General features: G+C 37.0%; 23 protein-coding genes. 11 read left to right on the forward strand and 12 right to left on the reverse strand.

Annotation, left to right across the window (positions count from 1 at the left end; all coding sequences use genetic code 11):
• Window positions 1–13: 13 nt before the first annotated feature.
• The 5 genes from G521_RS0114670 to G521_RS0114690 all read right to left on the reverse strand — a co-directional run bounded on the left by G521_RS0114670 (window position 14) and on the right by G521_RS0114690 (window position 3,829).
• Window positions 14–529, reverse strand: a complete 516-nt coding sequence (locus G521_RS0114670; RefSeq protein ID WP_026899194.1) for a pyridoxamine 5'-phosphate oxidase family protein — start codon at window positions 527–529, stop codon at window positions 14–16.
• A 60-nt stretch (window positions 530–589) separates the two neighbouring features.
• Window positions 590–1,348, reverse strand: a complete 759-nt coding sequence (gene rluF, locus G521_RS17420) for a 23S rRNA pseudouridine(2604) synthase RluF (RefSeq protein WP_081675093.1) — start codon at window positions 1,346–1,348, stop codon at window positions 590–592.
• Window positions 1,349–1,374: 26 nt separating this feature from the next.
• Window positions 1,375–2,262 carry an alpha/beta hydrolase family protein gene (locus G521_RS17900; RefSeq protein WP_051189783.1) on the reverse strand — a complete coding sequence of 296 codons (888 nt, stop codon included), beginning with the start codon at window positions 2,260–2,262 and terminating at the stop codon, window positions 1,375–1,377.
• Window positions 2,263–2,373: 111 nt separating this feature from the next.
• Window positions 2,374–2,889, reverse strand: a complete 516-nt coding sequence (locus tag G521_RS0114685; protein WP_026899195.1) for a DUF2911 domain-containing protein — start codon at window positions 2,887–2,889, stop codon at window positions 2,374–2,376.
• A gap of 73 nt (window positions 2,890–2,962) precedes the next feature.
• Window positions 2,963–3,829: a polysaccharide deacetylase family protein gene (locus G521_RS0114690; RefSeq protein WP_026899196.1), complete on the reverse strand. Its 867-nt coding sequence runs from the start codon at window positions 3,827–3,829 to the stop codon at window positions 2,963–2,965.
• Between the two features lie 183 nt (window positions 3,830–4,012).
• Here G521_RS0114690 and G521_RS0114700 point away from each other — a divergent pair, with 183 nt between their 5' ends.
• The 6 genes from G521_RS0114700 to G521_RS0114725 all read left to right on the forward strand — a co-directional run bounded on the left by G521_RS0114700 (window position 4,013) and on the right by G521_RS0114725 (window position 8,460).
• Window positions 4,013–5,314: a DEAD/DEAH box helicase gene (locus G521_RS0114700; RefSeq protein ID WP_026899197.1), complete on the forward strand. Its 1,302-nt coding sequence runs from the start codon at window positions 4,013–4,015 to the stop codon at window positions 5,312–5,314.
• A 28-nt stretch (window positions 5,315–5,342) separates the two neighbouring features.
• Window positions 5,343–5,552 carry a DUF1456 family protein gene (locus G521_RS0114705; RefSeq protein ID WP_245580881.1) on the forward strand — a complete coding sequence of 70 codons (210 nt, stop codon included), beginning with the start codon at window positions 5,343–5,345 and terminating at the stop codon, window positions 5,550–5,552.
• A 78-nt stretch (window positions 5,553–5,630) separates the two neighbouring features.
• The gene (locus tag G521_RS18445; protein ID WP_262496289.1) at window positions 5,631–5,753 is read left to right on the forward strand and encodes a hypothetical protein; all 123 of its coding nucleotides are present in this window, start codon (window positions 5,631–5,633) and stop codon (window positions 5,751–5,753) included.
• 142 nt (window positions 5,754–5,895) lie between these two features.
• Window positions 5,896–6,282 carry a hypothetical protein gene (locus tag G521_RS0114715; protein ID WP_026899199.1) on the forward strand — a complete coding sequence of 129 codons (387 nt, stop codon included), beginning with the start codon at window positions 5,896–5,898 and terminating at the stop codon, window positions 6,280–6,282.
• Window positions 6,283–6,402: 120 nt separating this feature from the next.
• Complete coding sequence (locus tag G521_RS0114720; protein WP_026899200.1) at window positions 6,403–6,645, forward strand: YtxH domain-containing protein; 243 nt, start codon at window positions 6,403–6,405, stop codon at window positions 6,643–6,645.
• Window positions 6,646–6,918: 273 nt separating this feature from the next.
• The gene (locus tag G521_RS0114725; protein ID WP_026899201.1) at window positions 6,919–8,460 is read left to right on the forward strand and encodes a bifunctional metallophosphatase/5'-nucleotidase; all 1,542 of its coding nucleotides are present in this window, start codon (window positions 6,919–6,921) and stop codon (window positions 8,458–8,460) included.
• A gap of 50 nt (window positions 8,461–8,510) precedes the next feature.
• Here G521_RS0114725 and clpB read toward each other — a convergent pair whose 3' ends face one another.
• The 3 genes from clpB to pyrE form a co-directional block, all read right to left on the reverse strand.
• On the reverse strand, window positions 8,511–11,135 hold the full coding sequence (clpB, locus tag G521_RS0114730; RefSeq protein ID WP_026899202.1) for an ATP-dependent chaperone ClpB: 2,625 nt from the start codon (window positions 11,133–11,135) through the stop codon (window positions 8,511–8,513).
• A gap of 177 nt (window positions 11,136–11,312) precedes the next feature.
• Complete coding sequence (locus G521_RS0114735; RefSeq protein ID WP_026899203.1) at window positions 11,313–11,705, reverse strand: SRPBCC family protein; 393 nt, start codon at window positions 11,703–11,705, stop codon at window positions 11,313–11,315.
• Window positions 11,706–11,718: 13 nt separating this feature from the next.
• Entirely contained in the window at window positions 11,719–12,378 is a 660-nt protein-coding gene (pyrE, locus tag G521_RS0114740) for an orotate phosphoribosyltransferase (RefSeq protein ID WP_026899204.1), read from the reverse strand.
• 9 nt (window positions 12,379–12,387) lie between these two features.
• On the opposite strand from pyrE, the gene G521_RS0114745 reads away from it, so the two are divergent.
• Complete coding sequence (locus tag G521_RS0114745; RefSeq protein WP_026899205.1) at window positions 12,388–12,990, forward strand: NUDIX hydrolase; 603 nt, start codon at window positions 12,388–12,390, stop codon at window positions 12,988–12,990.
• Window positions 12,991–12,998: 8 nt separating this feature from the next.
• Here G521_RS0114745 and coaD read toward each other — a convergent pair whose 3' ends face one another.
• The 3 genes from coaD to G521_RS0114760 all read right to left on the reverse strand — a co-directional run bounded on the left by coaD (window position 12,999) and on the right by G521_RS0114760 (window position 14,978).
• Complete coding sequence (coaD, locus tag G521_RS0114750; protein ID WP_026899206.1) at window positions 12,999–13,466, reverse strand: pantetheine-phosphate adenylyltransferase; 468 nt, start codon at window positions 13,464–13,466, stop codon at window positions 12,999–13,001.
• Window positions 13,467–13,602: 136 nt separating this feature from the next.
• The gene (gene rsmD, locus G521_RS0114755) at window positions 13,603–14,139 is read right to left on the reverse strand and encodes a 16S rRNA (guanine(966)-N(2))-methyltransferase RsmD (protein ID WP_026899207.1); all 537 of its coding nucleotides are present in this window, start codon (window positions 14,137–14,139) and stop codon (window positions 13,603–13,605) included.
• Window positions 14,130–14,978, reverse strand: coding sequence for a DUF3822 family protein (locus G521_RS0114760; protein WP_026899208.1), 849 nt, complete (start codon window positions 14,976–14,978; stop codon window positions 14,130–14,132). The genes rsmD and G521_RS0114760 overlap by 10 nt, the downstream gene beginning before the upstream one ends.
• Window positions 14,979–15,057: 79 nt before the next feature.
• On the opposite strand from G521_RS0114760, the gene G521_RS0114765 reads away from it, so the two are divergent.
• The 4 genes from G521_RS0114765 to G521_RS0114780 all read left to right on the forward strand — a co-directional run bounded on the left by G521_RS0114765 (window position 15,058) and on the right by G521_RS0114780 (window position 19,607).
• Complete coding sequence (locus G521_RS0114765; RefSeq protein WP_026899209.1) at window positions 15,058–16,464, forward strand: ATP-dependent DNA helicase; 1,407 nt, start codon at window positions 15,058–15,060, stop codon at window positions 16,462–16,464.
• 84 nt (window positions 16,465–16,548) lie between these two features.
• Entirely contained in the window at window positions 16,549–18,771 is a 2,223-nt protein-coding gene (locus G521_RS0114770; RefSeq protein ID WP_026899210.1) for a heavy metal translocating P-type ATPase, read from the forward strand.
• A 50-nt stretch (window positions 18,772–18,821) separates the two neighbouring features.
• The gene (locus G521_RS0114775; protein WP_026899211.1) at window positions 18,822–19,031 is read left to right on the forward strand and encodes a heavy-metal-associated domain-containing protein; all 210 of its coding nucleotides are present in this window, start codon (window positions 18,822–18,824) and stop codon (window positions 19,029–19,031) included.
• A gap of 12 nt (window positions 19,032–19,043) precedes the next feature.
• Entirely contained in the window at window positions 19,044–19,607 is a 564-nt protein-coding gene (locus tag G521_RS0114780) for a helix-turn-helix domain-containing protein (RefSeq protein ID WP_026899212.1), read from the forward strand.
• Between the two features lie 21 nt (window positions 19,608–19,628).
• Here G521_RS0114780 and G521_RS17905 read toward each other — a convergent pair whose 3' ends face one another.
• Window positions 19,629–21,362 carry a CHASE domain-containing sensor histidine kinase gene (locus G521_RS17905; protein ID WP_051189784.1) on the reverse strand — a complete coding sequence of 578 codons (1,734 nt, stop codon included), beginning with the start codon at window positions 21,360–21,362 and terminating at the stop codon, window positions 19,629–19,631.
• Between the last annotated feature and the right edge of the window lie 122 nt (window positions 21,363–21,484).

The raw sequence follows: 21,484 nt of genomic DNA on the forward strand, positions 1-21,484 counted from the left end.
CGGCTTGATTTTTTTATTTCAAATTTATCTTTACATTTTCTCCCGGATGATATTCTGTACCGGTTATTGTTGCTTTAACAAAGCCAATCAGTTGAGAAATTTTAGTGTCGGGCGTATCCCAGATTTCTGCCTGGTCTAAATCAACCTTTAACAAAGCTACAGAGGGATCATCTTTTCCTTCGGGAAACCAGGCTTTTAAAAATGGATTCCATAATTCGTCTATTTTAGCCTTATCCTGATTTACAGAAGCAACGCCACTGGCCGAAATAAATAAATCTTTTCCGGGATCACTGTAATTTAAATTCACAATAGGGTTTTTACGAATCTCATCTACTTTATGTGATTTGATATCTATAAAAAACCAAATTAATCCATCTTCTTTAATTGGCTGGGTGTACATCGGACGGCTATGAATTTTGCCTTCTTCATTAATTGTTGCCAGCATACACAACTTTACATCTTTGATTTTATCGGCAAGCATTTGAATATTGCCCTCATGTTTTAAATTCGAATCCTGTTGATTTTCCATAGTCTGTTTTGTTATAACTACAGCATTTTTAATGGAATTGTTTAAATCATTTGTGGAAAATTATTCGGATTGGTTTAAAACGGATGCTTCTTCAGTTTTTACAGATGTTGAAATCATCTGATTGATATTTGTAATTTCCTCTGTACTTAAATATCTCCATTTACCGGCACTCAAACCGGCTACATTTACATTCATAATGCGGATACGTTTCAACTTAAGAACATGATAGCCCAATACTTCGCACATTCGGCGAATCTGTCTGTTAAGTCCCTGAGTTAAAATGATACGAAACCTTTGTTTATTTTCCTGATAAACCTTGCATTTCTGAGTTACCGTGTTTAAAATAGCAACCCCATTGGCCATCTTTTTTATAAAATCACGGGTAATAATCCGGTCTACAGTAACAATATATTCCTTTTCGTGATTATTTCCGGCTCTTAAAATCTTGTTTACAATATCTCCGTCGCTGGTTAAAAAAATCAATCCTTCTGACTGCTTATCTAACCGGCCGATAGGAAAAATCCGTTCTTTATGGCTTATATAATCAATGATATTTCCTTTTATGTCCCTTTCGGTGGTGCAGGTTATACCAATGGGTTTATTAAATGCGATGTAAATGGGCTCTTTTTTAGCTTTTAAAGGTTTGCCATCAATATGCACCACATCTCCATCATTCACTTTAGTGCCCATTTCGGGGATTATTCCATTTAAAAGAACACGGCCCTGCTCAATTAATTTGTCAGCTTCTCTGCGGGAGCAGAAGCCGGTTTCACTTATGAATTTATTTAAACGGGTTTGTTTTTGTTCGGGGATAATCATTTGTTGTAAGAGGGAGATCGTAAAATTTAGCGGGATAGATTTTTAAGAAGCCAGTTATTTAATTCTACACTTAAAGCAATTCGTTTATTAGTAAATGCATGATCGGTACTCCAGATTTGATATTTTAAAGTTTCTTTATCCTTGTACTTGTTCAGATACATATTGTTTTTATGCTCATCAATAATTAGAATCGGCTTTTTTGTTTTTTTAACAAGCTCCTCAATATTATAACTGATTACATTAGATAAAAGTTCTTTTAAATATGTGTTAGGATCACAGTTTAATACGCCTAATGAAGAAATATATTCTTTAAGGCTTGTTAAATTTCCTTTCGTCTCATTGCCTTTAAAAATTGTGTATGGATTAAAAACCGAAATGCCGGCAATGGCTTTGACGCGGGGATCGTTGATTCCTTCAATCAAAGCTAAACCAGCACCCTGACTATGGCCAATAAGGGCAATCCGGTTGACATCTATTCTTAAAAGCTCTTGATTCTTCGGATCTGTAAGATGGTCTATAACAGAACCAATATCGGCCAGACTGTTTGAAAAGCTATAAATCCCCTCACTCCCCCAGGAACCTCTGTAATTAAAGAAAACAACATTATAACCTGCCCTTCTTAAATTCTGGGCCAGATCTAAATTTCGTTCATTGCCGGGCAACCCGTGCAATAAAATTACAGTAGGATGGGGCCCTGCACCATTGGCCTTATATTCAAAGCCGTAAATAGTGGAGCCGGAAGAGTTGAATTTTAGTTCTTCAATTCCTGCCGGATTAATTGAATCTGGTTTTTCGTCAACAACTATAAAATTTATGGAGGATTTGCCCGGGTCTTTAGCTTTATGAGTGCATGAATAAGTGCAGAAAGCAATCAATGCAAACAGAGAAATTAACTGAGGGTAAATTTTCACCATATTCCTTTTTTTAGGAAAAATAGCAATATATCTATCAATTAAACAAAATATAATAAAAAAAGCTCAAGCTGCTAATGCAGCCTAAGCTTTAAATTATAAATTATTTAATTATTACTTTACATTCAAATCGGCTTGAACATCAGCCCACATTAATGAAATTTTTCCTTCTTTAGCAATTTTAAAGGTCATTTTTTCCATGTTCGCCGCAGATTTTAAGGGCTTCACATCAACGCGTAAAGCATCCTGGTTTTCTTCATATAAAGTTCCCCACTGATCCCAGATTTTATTAAAGATAAAAGTCCATTTGTCAGTGCCGGGGATTGAGTACAAACTGTATTTACCTGCAGGCAACGTTTTCCCCTCAATCTTCAAATCTTTAGAAGTTTCAAATACAGTAGCTTCATTTGCACCTGTACGCCATACTACTCCGTAAGGGGCAATATCGGTCCCTATTTTTCTCCCTTTTAAAGAAGGCTGACTGTAATTAATCGTAATTGTTGCGCCAGAGGCAATGGTCTCTGAAACTTTAGCAGGAGGACTTGGTCTTTTACTTTTATCTTGCTGTGATGATGCGCTCATGCCTGTAAACAAGCCTGCAATCAAAGTTAATACTACTATCTTTTTCATAAAATATGGTTTTAATTAATTTAACGCATAAAATTGAGAAATATTGATACCATTACTCATTTAAATCTAAGTTTTAAAAGCTCCGGATAATACTTGTATGTAAAGTTTTCGGACTCCAGTAACCACTTGCAATTATTCTACGGATTGTAAATAACGGATCGTTTTCATCCCGTTTCTCTGCAAGTATAAAGGCGCCGATAAAACCTCTCTTTTTTAATTCAGGAATAGCTTGCGGGTTCCATAAACCGAATGGATAGGCGAAATATTTTATATCTTTTCCGGTAATTTCTTTTAAAGTTTTAGTAGGTTTTTCAATTTGTGTTACCCAATCTTCGCCCTGATATTTTTTTACGTTGTGATGATCCCAGGTATGGGAGCCTATAACATGCCCATCATCTGATAGTTCTTTTACCTGAGCTTTTGACATATAATTTGGTCGGCCTAATGAAACTGTCATGATAAAAAATACTCCCTTAAACCCGTATTTTTTCATCTCCGGAGCTGCAACAGTAAATTGATCCAGGTCTGTATCATCAAACGTAAGCATGATGGGTTTGCTGGGTAACTTTGCACCGTTGTTTAAATAATTGTAAAGCTGATCTGGTAAGATTGTATGATAGCCGCTGTCGGCGAGCATTTTTAAATGTGCTTTAAATTGATCAATAGGCACAATATAATCTTTTGCGGCTTTTGAATCTTTAGCCTTCCAATCTCTAATCTGATGATAACATAAAATGGGTACCTGCGGGCGTGCTAAAATAGTAGCTGCAGAAGCAATTTTATCAGTAGGAGACTGGATCAGTTCTGTTTCTGTTTTTAAATTACTGGAAGTGTCTTTCGCGTTAGTAGTTGCACTTGTTTTCGCATCTGTTGTTGACTGGCATGATGAATTACATAGCGCAGCAACCAGTAGTAAACCGGGAATAGAAATTTTAAACATTTATGGAGGGGATTTTAAAGTTTGACTGTTGTTTTTCTATCGGCTAAATTACGTAAAAGGTATCAGATGAATAAAGTCCGATTTGATTAAATAAAAATAAATTTACCCCAATTTGGGGTTTCGCAGTACTTTATTATTCCGGTTAATATTCCATTACCTTTGCACTCTAAATTAAGCAGCCTGATGACTAAAAAAGTATTAGAAAATTTGAACATCGAATCTTTAAATGAAATGCAAATCGCATCCCAGAACGTAGAATCAAACCGGGATGTTATTTTGCTCTCACCAACAGGTTCTGGTAAAACAATAGGCTTTCTCCTTCCAGTTTTAAAAATGCTTAATGCAGATAGTTCTATGGTGCAGGTTCTGGTATTGGTTCCTTCGCGGGAGCTGGCTTTGCAAATAGAGCAGGTTTTTAAATCTATGCAAACAGGTTTTAAAGTGAATTGCTGCTATGGAGGTCATTCTACAAAAATCGAAAAGAATAATTTTAATCATCCTCCGGCAGTCCTTATAGGTACGCCGGGTCGTCTGGCTTATCATCTCAGAAATGAAAATTTTGATCCTTCTTCCATACATACTCTTATTTTAGATGAATTTGATAAATCACTTGAGTTTGGGTTTGAAAATGATATGTCATACATTATCCGTCAATTAAGCGGATTAAAAAAGCGGGTGCTCACCTCGGCAACCAGAATGGATGAAATTCCTACTTTTACCGGTGTTAAAAATCCGGTAGAAATAGATTTTTTAAAGGATGCCAGAAGTTCTCCTGATCTGAAAATCAAAGCGGTAATCTCTCCGGCGGCAGATAAACTGGACACATTATTTTCCTTAATCTGTCAGATTGGAAATAAACCAACATTGATTTTTTGCAATCATCGGGATGCTGTAGAACGCATCAGCGATCTTTTATTTGAAAAAGGATTAAGACACGATATTTTTCATGGCGGCATGGAGCAGGAGGATCGTGAAAGAGCGCTGTTGAAATTTCGAAACGGCAGTTTTCACTTGCTGATCACAACCGATTTGGCTTCCCGTGGCCTGGATATTCCTGAAATTGAAAATATAATTCATTACCAGATGCCTCATAATGAAATGGCATTTTTGCATCGTAATGGACGTACCGCCCGGATGCATTCTTCAGGAACTTCTTATTTAATTTTAAGTCCTGATGAGCAGCCTGCATATCTTAAAATTAATCCCGAAATTATTGAAGTAAATGAGCAGGATACCTTACCCCAGAAGTCTGATTGGGTTACCTTATATATTGCTGCAGGGAAAAAAGATAAAATCAATAAAGTTGATATAGTTGGGCTTTTATTGAAAAAAGGAGGTTTGAATAAGGATGAATTAGGAATTATTGAAGTATTGGATAATTCATCTTACGCGGCAGTTAAAAGGAATAAAATAGAGAAATTAGTATCTCTGTTAAAGGATGAAAAAATTAAAAATAAAAAAATCAAAATAGAAATATCCCGTTAAATTCAAATCCATGAGTAATAATGATATAATGAAAAAGCTCCGCGTGGCGCTTAAATTAAATGATGAGGAGATTGTTGAAATTCTGAAGCTCGCCAATTTTGCAATTACAAAAAGTGAACTCGGAGCGATTTTTCGTAAGGAAGATCACCCCAATTTTAAGCCTTGCGGCGATCAGTTATTAAGGAATTTTCTAAATGGTTTAATTATTTATAAAAGGGGACCCATGCCTTCTAATTAAGTATTAATGCATTATTTTATTAATTTTTTTTGATTGTTTATCATTCTGTTTTTGTAAGTTTAGGTAAACCTTTTTATTATGAAAACATATATGCACATGGGGGTGGCGGGATTCTTTTCGGGCTTAGCATTATGGTATTATATTAATGAAGACGAGCTTGAAGATACAGATGATTTTTTGTTGTTCCGCTCATTTAATTAGCCTCCCTTTTAAATTTATTTTTTCCCGGTTTATTTCTACTTATTCTAATTCTACTCTTTCCGATTCCTGTATAAATACCTTTATCAGAACAAAGGGGATACAGACTTGTTAAGTAATTATCGGTTAATTAAAAAAGATAATTATGATACCAGAGGAAAATAAAGAGGAAAATGTGAATAATCAGGATTCTCATGAATCACAATCTCAGAATAATAATGGAAACATTGGCCGCCAATCTGGCAAAGAAGAAGATTCTGAACCTGCTTTTAGTAGTGATGGTAAATCAACTGATGATTCTGAAAAACCGGTTAATGAAGAAGGTGTTGGAGAAAATCAGAAAAATCACTGGACAGGTAATTATGGACAGAAAAGTTCTAATATGCATGGTTCCGGAAGTGCTGATGGATTCAGAGATCAAAATCTCAGCAACGGATCTCAGCAAAATCAAGCAGCAAACCATGTAACTAATGCCGGCGGAACTTCTCAGGAAGATTTGGAAAATGGAAAGACTGGTCTTAAAGAAGAGTAGATACTTCTTAACTATTTGCCAGATGAATTTTAATCATAAAATATTAAAAAAAAATTATGAATATGAGTTTTTTGGCAGGGTATTTATTCAGTAACACAGTATAAACCAAAATTTAACACCATGAGCAACAAAAGAGATAATTCAGCATTAGCACCAATATTATTAATCGGATTAGCAGCAGGTGCAGCAGCCTGGTATTTGCTAAAAACTGAAAAAGGGAGAGAAACGAAAGATACGTTGTTAGATACTTTCAATGAGTTAAGTAATACTTTTAAAGAAAAAGCTTCTGATAGCATTAACCAGGTTACCGAGCAGGCAAAAACTGTAATTGATAATCTGAAAGCCAGAACAAGCAACGTTTAAGCTTTTAAAAAGATAAAAAAACCATCAGGAATATTTTTCTGATGGTTTTTTTTATGCCTGATTTTTCAGTTTTGATTATTTCTGAAACAGTTGTTTCTTGATTGCAATTCTCCCTTAATACTAGAGCATCTATCAAAATCTTTTTAGATTACATTTCATTGTAGCTTCGCTTAGATTTTTTAATTATAAAAACTGTTTATGATTCTTCCTTAATCATCCCTTGTGAAATGCTATTTTTCAGTACACTGATTATAACTATTTTTACCTTCGGATATGAAATTTCAAATTTTAACAAAACTTTTGCTGCCTGTATTTTTGCTTGCAAGCGCATGCGGAACCAGAAAATTGCCTTTGATTAAGGACGACGGAAAAATTAACGTGGTTTTTATTCAGATTAATGATGTGTATGAAATTGCTCCGCTAGCTAATGGTTCCATAGGAGGAATGGCACGTGTAGGACAATTGAAAAAGGAATTGAAGCAAACTAATCCCAACACTTATATGCTCATGGCAGGAGATTTTCTCAGTCCATCGGTTTACAATAGTTTAAAATACGAAGGCAAATCAATCCGCGGACGGCAAATGGTTGAAGCTATGAATATTGCTGGTGTAGATCTGGCTGTTTTCGGCAACCATGAATTTGATATTAAAGAAGATGAATTGCAGGATCGTATAAATGAATCCACTTTTAAATGGGTTTCTTCAAATACTTTTCAAGTTAAAAATAGTACAGTTCAGCCTTTTGAGAAACGTACCAGTATCACTTCTGAAAAATTTCCAGAATCCTATATTTTATCTGTAAGAGATACCGATGGTACCACAGCCAAAATCGGATTTATAGGAATTACTTTGCCTTTTAATAAAGCCTCTTTTGTAAGTTATACTGATCCGTTAATAACTGCTAAAAAAGTTTATAATCAAATTAAAGATTCGGTTGATGCAGTTGTTGCCTTAACTCACCAGCTGATGGAAGATGATGTTGAACTTGCCCGTCAGATTCCCGGCTTACAGGTTATTGCAGGCGGTCATGAACATGATATGCGTTTTCAGAAAGAGGGGAATGTATACATCACAAAAGCTCATGCAAATGCAAAATCAGCATATGTAATTAATATGAGTATTGATAAAAATACAAAGTTGGTTACCGTAAATCCGGTTTTAAAAAATCTGGATCAAAGTGTTTTAATAGATAGTACGGTTAATAAAGTTGTTGACAAGTGGATAGAAATTGCAGATGGCAGCTTCGGAGCTCAGGGTTTTGATTCTAAGGCAATCGTGCTCGCAAATTCGGAACCTCTGGACGGCCGTGAAACTGAAATTAGAACACAATCAACTAATCTTACGCGACTGGTTACCAGCTCCATGCTGTATGCTTACCCCGAGGCGGATGGTTCTATTTTTAATTCAGGATCTATTCGGGTAGATGATGTATTGCAGGCACCGGTTACCCAATATGATATAATCAGAACTTTGCCTTTCGGCGGAGGAGTACATCTCACAGAGATGAAAGGAAATTTACTTCAGCAAATTTTGGATACTGGTTTAAAAAACCGGGGAATTGGCGGATTTCTTCAATATGGCAATATAAATTATGAAACCAATAATACCTGGACGGTTAAAGGTTTGCCAATTGATCCCCAAAATAATTACAAAATTGTAATAACAGACTTCTTATTGACCGGAAATGAAGCCAATCTGGAATTTCTTACAGAAAATAATCCCGGTATGATAAAAGTTTATCCGGAAGAAAATAATCCGAAAAATTTAAAAAGTGATATCCGTCTTTTGATAATTGATTATCTGAAGAATAAATGATATAAAATAAAAGTCAGGCAGGGTTGTTTCCCTAGCCTGACTCTATCTTTTTAAGATACATCCAAATCTGCTTTCTCTTCTTTTTTGGTATTCATAAATACAAACTGATTGTCAAAAACATCCAGTTTAATTTTGCTTTCCTTATCCACTTTTCCAGCCAGGATATCCTTAGATAATTCATTTAAAATTCTTTTCTGAATAACCCTTTTCAATGGACGGGCACCAAACTGAGGATCATAACCTAATTGAGCAAGCCAGTCCAAGGCATCATCAGAAGCTTCAATCTGAATTCCCATTTCTGCTAATACGTGCTGTACACCTTTAAACTGAAGTGAAACAATATCCCGCAGTTCTTCGCGATTAAGCGGTGTAAACATAATCAGCTCATCAATCCGGTTCAAAAATTCAGGTCGGATGGTCTGCTTCAGCAGTTCAAATAATTCAGTTTTTGTTTTTGCAACAACTTCATCACGGTTCACATCATCCAAATCTTTGAAATTTTCCTGGATCAGGTGAGAGCCGATATTTGAGGTCATGATGATGATGGTGTTTTTAAAATTTACTACCCGACCTTTGTTATCAGTTAAGCGACCGTCATCTAAAACCTGCAGCAAAATATTAAATACATCCGGATGAGCCTTTTCAATTTCATCTAAAAGAATCACCGAGTAAGGCTTGCGCCTAACGGCTTCAGTAAGTTGTCCGCCTTCATCATAACCCACATACCCCGGAGGAGCGCCAATTAGCCTTGAAACAGAGTGGCGTTCCTGATATTCGCTCATATCAATACGTACCATGGAGTGCTCATCGTTAAACAGGAATTCAGCCAGGGCTTTTGCCAGTTCAGTTTTACCCACACCGGTAGTCCCCAGGAAAATAAAAGAACCGATTGGTTTCCGTTTGTCCTGTAAGCCCGCTCTTGAACGTCGTATAGCATCAGAAATGGCTTCGATCGCCTCATGCTGACCGGCTACACGTTTATGTAATTCCTGCTCCAGATGAAGCAGTTTTTCCCGCTCACTCTGTATCATTTTAGTAACCGGAATTCCGGTCCAGCGGGAAACAACTCCGGCTATATCTTCTGCAGTAACTTCCTCTTTCAGCATCCGGCTTTCAGACTGAGTTTCTTCCAGTTCTTTTTTTAGATTTTCAACTTCGGCCTGAGCCTCTTTAATTTTTCCATAGCGTAACTCTGCAACTTTGCCGTAATCTCCGGCACGTTCAGCCTGTTCGGCTTCCAGTTTAAAGTTTTCTATTTGCTCCAGTTTATTGTTAATTCCATCTACATGGTCTTTTTCGCCCTGCCATTTGGCCCGCAAAGAATCGCGTTCATTAGATAAATTAGCAATTGCTTCGCTCAGGTCCTTAACTTTCTTTTCGTCATTTTCCCGTTTAATAGCTTCACGTTCAATTTCAAGCTGCATAATGCGGCGCTCCAGTTCATCCACCACTTCGGGAACAGAATCCATTTCCAGTCGTAATTTTGAAGCAGCCTCATCCATCAGGTCAATAGCCTTATCCGGCAAAAAACGATCTGAAATATACCGTTGTGATAGTTCTACGGCAGCTATGATGGCTTCATCCTTAATCCTGACTTTATGATGCGTTTCATATTTTTCTTTCAGCCCACGCAATATGGATATGGCATCCTGAGTATCGGGTTCATCGACCATTACTTTCTGGAAACGGCGTTCCAGGGCTTTGTCTTTCTCCAGATACTTTTGATATTCATTTAATGTAGTTGCACCAATTGCTTTCAATTCTCCACGGGCAAGTGCCGGTTTCAAAATATTAGCGGCATCCATTGCACCTTCACCGCCGCCTGCACCTACAAGTGTGTGTATTTCATCTATAAACAGAACAATTTCTCCGTCACTCTGGGTAACTTCTTTAATAACTGCTTTTAGTCTTTCTTCAAATTCGCCTTTATATTTAGCTCCCGCGATTAAGGCGCCCATATCCAGTGAATAAACTGTCTTTGTCTTCAGATTTTCAGGAACATCTCCTTTGATGATTCGAAAAGCAATTCCTTCGGCAATTGCGGTTTTTCCAACACCGGGTTCACCAATTAAAATGGGATTATTTTTGGTACGTCTTGAAAGTATCTGAATCACTCTTCTGATCTCTTCATCACGTCCGATAACAGGATCGAGCTTTCCGGTGCCAGCATACTCATTGAGGTTGCGGGCATATTTATTTAATGCATTATAGGTGGCTTCGGCATTTTGATCGGTAACATGACTGTTTCCACGAAGTTCAAGAATTGCCTTTTTAAGATCTTTCTCATTAACCCCCGAATCTTTGAGGATATTACTTACTTTATCTCCCGAATTTAGGATGCCTAACAGGATATGCTCGACAGATACAAATTCATCCTTAAATTCTTTAAGATATGACTGCGCTTTCTGTAAAGCACTATTGGAAGAAGAAGACAAATACATGTCGCCTCCGGTAACTTTTGGAAAACTTTGAATCTGGGCATCTAAAACAGATGTGATTCTGTTAATATTTACATTCAGTTTTTTTAGTAAATAGTTGATTACGTTTTCATCAACCATTAACAAACCTTTTAATATGTGGGCAGTTTCAATAGCCTGCTGCTGATTGCCAACTGCGATTTCAGAAGCCTTTTGAATAGCTTCCTGAGCTTTGATTGTAAAGTTGTTCAGATTCATGCTACAATTTACTCAAAACCAAAACCATTCATTGAAAATGATTTTAATAATGATTTTTTGTCGCTGAAATTTATCTTCTTATGACGAAAGGGCCGATGAGAATAAAATAATCGGAAAAAGTTGCAGTAAGAATAGAGAAAAATTAAGAGGCTCTGAAATTTCAGAGCCTCTTAAAAATTATATCGATTGCAATTTGCTGGTTTGCTGATCAGCCAGTTTTTGTAGCGGGCCACTCGCAAGCATTTTCATCATCATATTCAAGTCTGCGGAGATGGTTAAAAAAGCTTCGGTTGTGTTATTGCCGTTATCTTGTAAATTCCATTTCAGCTCTACATCAAAAGGTGCTTTTTCAGAAGGTATAATTACAATTTCCTGATTTTCACTTCTGGCCGATACTTTCAATGCCAGTTTCGCCATATTCTGGATGGTAAAGCGTGCTTCATCAGTAGTTGATGACCAGTTGTAAATATTTTCGGGCATTAACTGCTCGTGATTATTCAGATCGGAAAGAAAAGCATAAACCTCATTTACAGGTTTATTTATGGTTATTTTACTTTGAAATTTAGTCATATCAATATTTAGATCAGGCTATATTTTGAATTGTGTTGGTCCACTCTGATGGATTTTCTCTCCATTTACGAAGCAGCAAAAGATCATCTTCTGATACGAAACTATGTTTTGCAGCATAATCTATCAAGGCGTTGTAATTTGAAAGAGTAGAATATCTGCATTTTGCATTTTTAAAATTTTGTTCAGCTGCATCAAATCCGTAATTGAAAATAGCAGCCAATCCGGCAACTTCGAGCCCGGCATTTCTCAACGCATCTACAGCCTGCAAGCTGCTTTTACCTGTTGAAATCAAATCTTCTACAACTGCCACACGCTGACCTTCGGAGAATTCGCCTTCAATAAGACTTCCCGTACCGTGATCTTTTGGTTTAGACCGTACATAAATAAATGGTAATCCCAGTTCCTGAGCTACCAAAACTCCCTGTGGTATTCCGGCGGTTGCAACACCTGCAATCACACTCACAGATCCATATTCTTCCTGAATAAGGGAGGCTAATTTCTGACGGATATAAGTTCTGATGGATGGATGAGACAAAGTAATGCGGTTATCACAATAAATTGGAGACCTCCATCCAGAGGCCCATGTAAAAGGGTTATTAGGTTGTAATTTAATTGCTTTAATTTGCAACAAAAATTCAGCAACTTTCTCTTCAATCTCACTCTTGTTACTCATAGGCTACAAATGTATAGAATATATATTAACCAAACTGCTTTAATCATAACCGAAACAGCACCTTTTTCTGATGAAAACTATCAACAAATTGAACCAGAAGGATTTGTGTTCACGCAATTTTACCAGCGCTTTAAGCAAGAAAATTCAGGCGGTATATTCGTTCTGCTAACATCAAATGCCAGACGATTGTTTAAGCAAATTAAACAATCTTTAAAAATAATTAAGGCTGCGGGTGGAGTTGTCAGAAGTGATGAGAATAAATTCCTGTTCATTTACCGAAAAGGGGTTTGGGACTTGCCTAAGGGAAAGATTGAAAAAGGAGAAAAAACTAAAATCGCTGCCATTAGGGAAGTGGAGGAAGAATGCGGAATAATTATTTCTTCTGCCGGAGATAAAATTTGTAAAACGTACCACGTATATGAAATGAGTGGTCAGATTGTATTCAAAAAAACCAGCTGGTACTGGATGAAAGCAGATAATTTACAGCCCCTGATTCCACAGCTGGAAGAAGATATTACCGATGTTCAATGGATGGCCCCGGGAGATTTCAGTTTGGTAAAGCAAAATACATACCCGCTGATACGGGATGTAATGAGTTTAATTGAAGGATAAGACGCCGGCTATTTGTGTAAAAACGCTTGGGCTTCTTTAGGTATAAACTGGCTTACATCCCCGTGATTTCTTAAAATATCTCTAACAATTGTTGAACTAATAGAGGAATAGCCGGGTTTACTCACAATAAAAATGCTTTCGATGTCCGGTACTAAGGCGTGATTCATTTGCGCTATGGCTTTTTCATATTCAAAATCAGAAACGGTGCGAATGCCCCTGATCATGTATTTTGCATGAATGGTTTTGCAGAAATCAACCGTTAATCCTTCGTAGGTCATTACTTCAACCTTTGGCTCATAAGCAAAAACTGCCTCAAGCATTTTTTTCCGGGTTTCTGGTTCTAAGAATGATGCCTTGTTGCTGTTTAACCCAATTCCTACTATTACTTTATCAAATAAAGAGATTGACCGTTTTAAAATGTCTACATGGGCTTTAGTTACCGGATCAAAAGAGCCTGGGAAAAGAGCTATTTTCATCCTTTAGAATTATTAAGTAGTGTGATTGCCATATAGAATTTAAGTATCATAGCTTATATTAACTGCTCTGAATTGATTTATAATACGGTAAAGTTAAAGTATAAATCTTTAATTCAAAGTTCTGCTTTTTTTAGAGCTAAGAGAGGCTGAAAAAGCTGAACGAAGATGAGCCATATATGCGCTGCTCCTTAAAATTGGGATGATTGCTCAATGTTTTCATGCTCGGATGTTCAACAATAAGGTAGCCTTTTTTGCTGACAAGGTTTCTTTCAAATACAATTTTAACGATCTCGGGTATGCGGCTTAAATCGTATGGAGGATCAGCAAAAATGATATCAAAAGGCTCGGTTTCTGCTTCCATAAATTTAAAAACATCATCCTTGTAAACCTGTATATTTTCCAGCTTATGTTGTTTAGCTGTATTTTTTAAAAAGTTTACGCAGCCTGAATCACGGTCTACAGAAATGATTTGAGGAACTCCGCGAGAAGCAAATTCTAGAGAAATATTTCCCGTTCCGCTAAAGAGATCCAAAACTTTAATTTCTTCGAAATCAAACTGATTATATAAAATATTAAATAAAGCTTCTTTGGCCAGGTCTGTGGTCGGCCTTACTGGCAAATTAGCCGGAGGATTTATTTTTAGTCCTTTTAATTTGCCCCCAATTATTCGCATAAACTTAAGCTGAGTAAAGAAAAATAGGTATGCAACCCTTCATTTGTTGCTAAGGACCAGGATTCTTTCAGAATATGTGGTACTTCGCCTAAACTAATTTCATGGAAGTACTTTGAAATGCGCTCTGTAAGTTGGTTATTAAAATCAATATCCCCTGTTAATTGAATATTCGTGTGCTGCACATCCAAATTAAGTTGCTCAATAATATTCAGCAGAAAATAATTGAATTCATCTTCTGTTGTAAATTCAAACCGATTATAGAATATAAAATTTCCTTCTTTATAATGTGCTGCTTCGAAAGCTGATTTTTGAAAATTTAAAAATAGAATGGATGAATTTGATTCTTTAGCTATTTGCGAAGTGCTTTCAATATATGGATCAATACTGCTTACAATTAGCGGATTGTGAAACCTCTGTTTTAATTCTTTTGTAAGTTCAGAATCTATGGCGGTCAAATTAATTAATCCGGCTTTTTCAATAGCAGATGCTTTTGCTTCTGATCCGCTTGCCGGTTTAATAAATTGCAGGTAGTCATTTAATAAATCTTCAGAATAAAGTTCCTGAGGTATAAAAGTAAATTCAGGAGTTTCTAAACTGATCTTAATCTTTCTGAAATTCAGCTGTAGATAATCTGAAGATTCGCGGATATTATCAAGATTATTAATGGCAGAAATATGCTCATCATTCTTACGTGGATGATTTCTTAGAATTACTAACTGATTGTTTTGATCAATTATTGAATAGGCTATACTATTACTGCCCAAATGAAGTAATAAATCGCATTTATCGGAATGTTGCACTTGGAATTGTTCGTCTGTGAAATGGAGCGTATTATTCATCGGGAAACAAAAGTAAAATTTTTTAGCTAATAAACCTTTTGTCTGCTATAGTTCAGGCAGAATATGCAAATTTGCCCTTGTGAGCATACATCAGCTAATTGAACAGCATTTTGGTAAAATACCTACCAGCCAGCAGCGTGAAGCTTTTCTCATTATAGAAAGTTTTTTAAAATCTGAATCAGGCGATGCGTGTTTTGTACTGAAAGGGTATGCAGGTACAGGTAAAACAACGCTGATTGCTGCGCTGGTTAAAGTTATTCCTAAACTGAACCTGCGTTCGGTATTACTTGCGCCCACCGGGCGTGCCGCCAAGGTTATCAGTAATTATTCAGGTAAAAAGGCCTTTACCATTCATAAAAAAATATACCGTAAAAAGGATGCGGCTAGTCCGGATATGAATTTTGCTTTAGGCGATAATCTTGCCGAAAATACTGTTTTTATTGTCGATGAAGCATCTATGATTTCTGACCAGGGCAGCGACTTTAGCAAAAGCAGCTTATTGCATGACTTGTTAAGCTTTGTTTACAACGGCAAAAATTGCAAACTCATGCTGGTTGGAGATACCGCTCAGCTGCCGCCGGTGGGTTCGCCCAATAGTCCGGCGCTGGATTTAAAAATAATGCAAAGTTCTTTTTCACTCCGCATTTTCAGTTATGAACTTACCGATGTGGTGCGCCAGGAAAAAGCTTCGGGTATTTTATATAATGCTACAGAAATCCGTGAACTTATTCGTCAGGATGAAAATGCTTTCCCCCAAATCAGGGCTAAAGGATTTCAGGATATTTTCCGCATGACGGGCGAAAAGCTTGTGGAAGGATTGAACTATGCTTACAATAAGTTTGGAATGGAAAATACGCTTGTAATCTGCCGTTCCAATAAAAACGCAAATGCGTATAATCAGAATATCCGTAACCGGATTTTGTACCGTGAGGAAGAACTTACAGGAGGAGATTATATCATGGTGGTCCGAAATAATTATTTCTGGCTGCAGCCTGAAGAGAACAGCGGAGCATTTATTGCCAACGGCGATATTTGCCGGATCCGGAAAGTGAGGAATATGCATGAACAATACGGGTTTCGCTTCGCTGAAATTGTGCTCGAGCTGGTTGATTATCCGGATGAAGAACCCTTAACCTGCAAAGTATTACTGGATACTTTATATGCCGAAACTCCAAGCCTTTCTTCTGCAGATAGTAAACGCTTGTTTGAGGCGATAATGGAAGATTATCAGCATATTCAGAATAAACGCCTGCGGATGCAGGAATTAAAAAAAGATCCGTATTACAATGCCTTACAAATAAAATTTGCTTTTGCTGTAACCTGTCATAAAGCGCAGGGCGGACAATGGGAAGCAGTATTTATAGATCAGGGATACCTGACGGATGAAATGATGAATACCGAATTTCTGCGCTGGCTTTACACCGGTATCACCCGAAGTACCAAAGAACTATTTATGGTCAATTTCTCCGACCAGTTTTTTGAATAAAGATTCAAAATGTTGTAAAAAATTATAATAATGATGTAAGCCTCCTGCAATGGCTTGTGTTAATTTTGATGTAATTCAAATTATATGAAAAATTCGAACCAAACTTTGATTTTACCGGTAACTGGAATGAGTTGTGCTTCCTGCGCAAGCAGTGTTGAAAGCATGACCGCCGCCATTAAAGGGGTAGAAAGCTCTGCGGTAAACTATGCTAACCAGTCTTTAAAAATAACTTTCAATGAAACGGAAATAAAACTTTCCGAGATTCAGAAAGCAGTGCAAAGCATTGGATATGATTTGATTATTGATACAGAAAATGCCGAAGAAAAGCAGGAGGAACTGATCCTTAACTATTATTTGGAGCTAAAGCAGAAAACCATTTTTGCCGCTGTTTTAAGTCTCCCCATAGTTATTATCGGTATGTTTTTGATGCATATGCCATATGCCAATTGGATTATGCTGGCTCTGGCAACTCCGGTTGTGTTCTACTTTGGGAGTAGTTTTTTTATAAATGCGATTAAACAAGCCCGGCATGGAAAGGCTAATATGGATACGCTGGTTGCATTAAGTACCGGTATCGCTTATATTTTTAGTCTTTTTAATACCATTTATCCTGACTTCTGGCTGAGTCGGGGAGTAGAACCCCATGTTTATTTTGAAGCGGCAGCAGTAGTAATTGTATTTATCATGCTGGGTAAACTCCTCGAAGAAAGGGCTAAAACGAATGCTTCTTCAGCTATAAAAAAACTGATCGGTCTTCAACCTAAAACGGTTAGGGTTATACAGGGACAAACAGAAAAAGAAATACTCATATCCGATGTAAAAGTCGGTGATCAGATCTTGGTTCGCTCTGGTGAAAAAATACCTGTCGACGGACTGGTTTATGAAGGAAGTTCCTTTGTTGATGAAAGTATGATTAGCGGGGAACCGGTTGCGGTTGAGAAATTAAACGGAAGCAAAGTTTTTGCCGGAACTATTAATCAAAAAGGAAGTTTCAAATTTAAAGCAGAAAAAGTTGGATCAGAAACTATGCTGGCTCAGATTATCCAGATGGTGAAAGATGCACAGGGCTCCAAGGCTCCGGTTCAACGCCTGGTTGATAAAATTGCCGGGGTTTTTGTACCTGTGGTTATTCTTATTTCAATTCTCAGTTTAGTTGCCTGGATTATTTTGGGCGGAGAAAACGGCTTTACTCACGGTCTGCTGGCAATGGTAACCGTGCTGGTTATTGCCTGTCCCTGCGCACTTGGATTAGCTACACCTACAGCGATAATGGTTGGAGTGGGAAAAGGAGCCGAGAACGGAATTTTAATAAAGGACGCCGAAAGTCTGGAATCAGGTCATAAAGTAAACGCGGTAATTCTGGATAAAACGGGAACAATTACCAATGGCAAACCCTTGCTTACAGATATAATATGGAACATTCCGCAGGAAGAACAGCAGGAGTTTAGCCGCATTTTACTGGCCATAGAAAGCAGTTCTGAGCATCCGCTGGCTGCTGCAATTGTTATGAAGCTGGCAGAACAGGATATATCTGCAGTAAGCATAACTGATTTTGAAAGTTTAACAGGCAGGGGAGCAAAAGCTAAATTCAGCGGGGAAACCTATTTTGCCGGAAGCCATCATCTGCTATCTGAAAATAATATTGAGGTTCCTCAAGAGATAAATAAGGAGATTAAATATTTTCAGGAGAAGGCTAAAACGGTTATTTATTTCAGTTCGGCACACAAACTTTTGGCGGTAATTGCTCTTGCCGACCAAATTAAAACCGGGTCTGTACAGGCTATTGCTGAGTTGCAAAACAAAGGAATAGACGTGTATATGCTCACAGGCGACAACAGCCATACAGCTTCCGCGGTAGCAAAAGAAGTTGGAATATCTAATTTTAAGGCCGAAGTTTTACCTGCCGGGAAATATGATTTTGTGAAGCAATTGCAAAAGGAAGGTAAAATTGTAGCGATGGTAGGAGATGGTATAAATGACAGTCAGGCTTTAGCTCAGGCTAACGTTTCTATTGCAATGGGCAAAGGTTCTGATATTGCTATTGACGTTGCCAAAATGACGATCATTTCTTCCGATCTCAATAAAATTTCGCAGGCGCTTAACTTGTCTAAACAGACTGTTAAGACTATTAAGCAGAATTTATTCTGGGCTTTTATTTATAATTTGATTGGTATTCCGATTGCGGCCGGACTTTTATACCCGTTTAACGGATTCTTACTGAATCCAATGATCGCCGGAGCAGCAATGGCTTTAAGCTCAGTTTCTGTAGTATCAAATAGCCTGCGCTTAAAATGGCAGAAACTTTGATGCAGTTAAATAAATCACATACACTAATTTTTACACTATAAATTTTACGGATGAAAACTTTAAAATTCAAAACAAACATAAAATGCGGCGGATGCATTGCTGCTGTAACTCCGGTGCTTAATAAAAAACAAGCTATAGAAAACTGGCAGGTAGATACTTCAGATCCTGATAAAATACTAACCGTAAATGCAGAAGATGTTTCTGCTGAAGAAATCATTTCTGATTTAAAGTTGGCCGGATACGAAGCGCAGCAGATTTAATTATATTTAAATATGATCCTGAGAATAAAAAATATGGTTTGCGACCGATGTATAATGGTGGTTGAGCAACAGTTAGAACATTTAGGTTTCAGGCCTTTGAAAATTGTGCTGGGCAAAGCAGAGTTTTCCGAAAATTTGCAGGATCAGGAATTATCTAAAATCAGATCAGCTTTAAAATTAGTTGGATTTGAATTAATTGATGAGTTTCGAAATCAATTGGTGGACGAAGTAAAAACGATTATTATTCAGCAGGTTCATCATGCGGATTCAGCCGAAATGAACATCAATTATTCGGAACTCATTTCATCAAAACTTCATAAAGATTATGCCTATCTGAGTAATCTGTTCTCAGAATCTGAGGATATCACCATTGAAAAATATATCATTCAGCAAAAAATTGAAAAGGTTAAAGAGCTGATAGAATACGGGCAGCAAAACCTGAATGAGATAGCTTATACCTTGGGATATAGCAGCAGCGCTCATTTATCAACGCAGTTTAAAAAGGTAACCGGATTAACGCCAAGTCAGTATCGTGAAAATCATAATTATAAAAGAGACCCGATTGATAAAATTTAAGTCATCGGCAATCTTCAACGATTAATTATTGGTATGCTTTAGCGGCAGGGTGATGCAAAAAGTAGATCCTTCATTTATGCGACTTTTAACCCCCATTTTTCCCTGATGTCTTTTTACAATTTCATTTGAAATATAGAGGCCCATTCCTAAACCTGATATAACCGGCGACAATTCTTCGGCCCTGAAAAAACGGTCAAATACTTTTTCCTGATTTTCTTTTGAAATTCCCAGTCCCTGATCTATAACTTCAATGCGGACTTCATCACTCAACACAACCGCATTTACATAAATGGATGAAGCGCCGGGTGAGTATTTAATAGCGTTTACCAGTAAATTAGTCATAGCCTGCTCCAGCCTCAAAATATCCCCGTAAAGTTCAACATCAGGTATAGAATCTTTCTTAATGATCTGATGCGTACTGTACATATGCTGCACATTTTCAATACTTTCATCAATCATGCTGATGACTGAAAATGTGGCATTGTTTAACTGCAATCTTCCGGCCTGTACTTTAGACACATCCAGCAAATCACCAATCAGATTGCTCAGTTTATTGACATTTGAATTAGCTTTCTGAATGAAGTTCTTTTCCCGTTCATTCAAATCTGCCCGTTCCAGCAGTTGCATATACGCTTTAATGCTGGTTAAGGGTGTTTTAAGCTCATGACTGGCAATACCAATAAATTCGTCTTTTTTACTTTCCAGGGATTTACTCAGCAGTAATTCTTCGGCAATTTCAGACTGGCGCTTAATAATATTGAAGATGAGAAGAGATAGCAAAACACTGATTGAGATTCCAAAAATAAATATCAATGCAGGTTGCTGTCTCTCCAGAACTGAACCGAACTGATTGTTTGGAGTGACGAAAATGCCCCAGGGATTTCCTGCAATGCTAATATTTAATTTAGCTTTAAAATCCGATTTTTTATTAAATGCAAAGAAATCGTTTGTCTTTAATGAATCTGAATTATATAAAAGTTGCTCCTTTAAATCCTGTTTCCCATCATAAATTTCAATGTTAAAATCAGAATAGCGCTCAAATAAAACGCTCATCAGGTCATGCGCACGAAACACATTTGAAACCAGTCCGGTTACATTTTGCAGTCTGTCCTCCGGTGTTCGTATGCTTCTACCGTTTTTGTAGATCGGCAGAAATATTAAAAAACCCGGTTGAACATTTTTTGAAGTTTCCTGAACAAGCTTAATTTTTTTGGTGATGGAAGCTTCGCCGGTGACAATAGCCCGGCGAATAGCTGCCCTCCGGATAGAATCGCTGTAAAGATCATATCCTACTGCTCGTTTATTACGTTCGTTTAAAGGTTCTATAAAAACTATCGGTGTCAGAATTTTATTGGTAAACGTAGATTGTATTTTAAAATCTTTTTTTATTCTTTGGATCTTGCTTTCTAAAGCAGCGTGTTTTTTATTTGAAATATAAGGTGCATAAGCCATAGCCTGAATGCCCGGATAATTTTCAGAAACTTTTAAATTATTGGTATAAATTTTAAAATCATTTTCAGAAACGGTATCCGAAGCATAAAAAAACGCCTGACAACCCTTTAAAATCTGGATATAATTACTCATGCCTGATTTTACATCTTCAGATAAACGCTGAACACGGGCATCAAATAATTTAGAGCGTCTGTCGTAACTGGCAATTCTGGCACCCTCATAAGCCTGATAGGAAAACGCGACCAGAATTACAAATACCAATAAGGCAGGATAATATTTTTTAATAAATAATTTAAACTTCATTTAACATGCTCTCTCAATTCGGATCTGTGATTTTATTGCATTAAATCATCTGTATCTGCTTAAATTTAAGTGGTAAAGATACTAAGGTTCATCTATACCCTGCAATTATGAATCATTATTAT

Source organism: Daejeonella oryzae DSM 19973, assembly GCF_000422945.1.
In the GTDB taxonomy this organism is placed as follows: domain Bacteria; phylum Bacteroidota; class Bacteroidia; order Sphingobacteriales; family Sphingobacteriaceae; genus Daejeonella; species Daejeonella oryzae.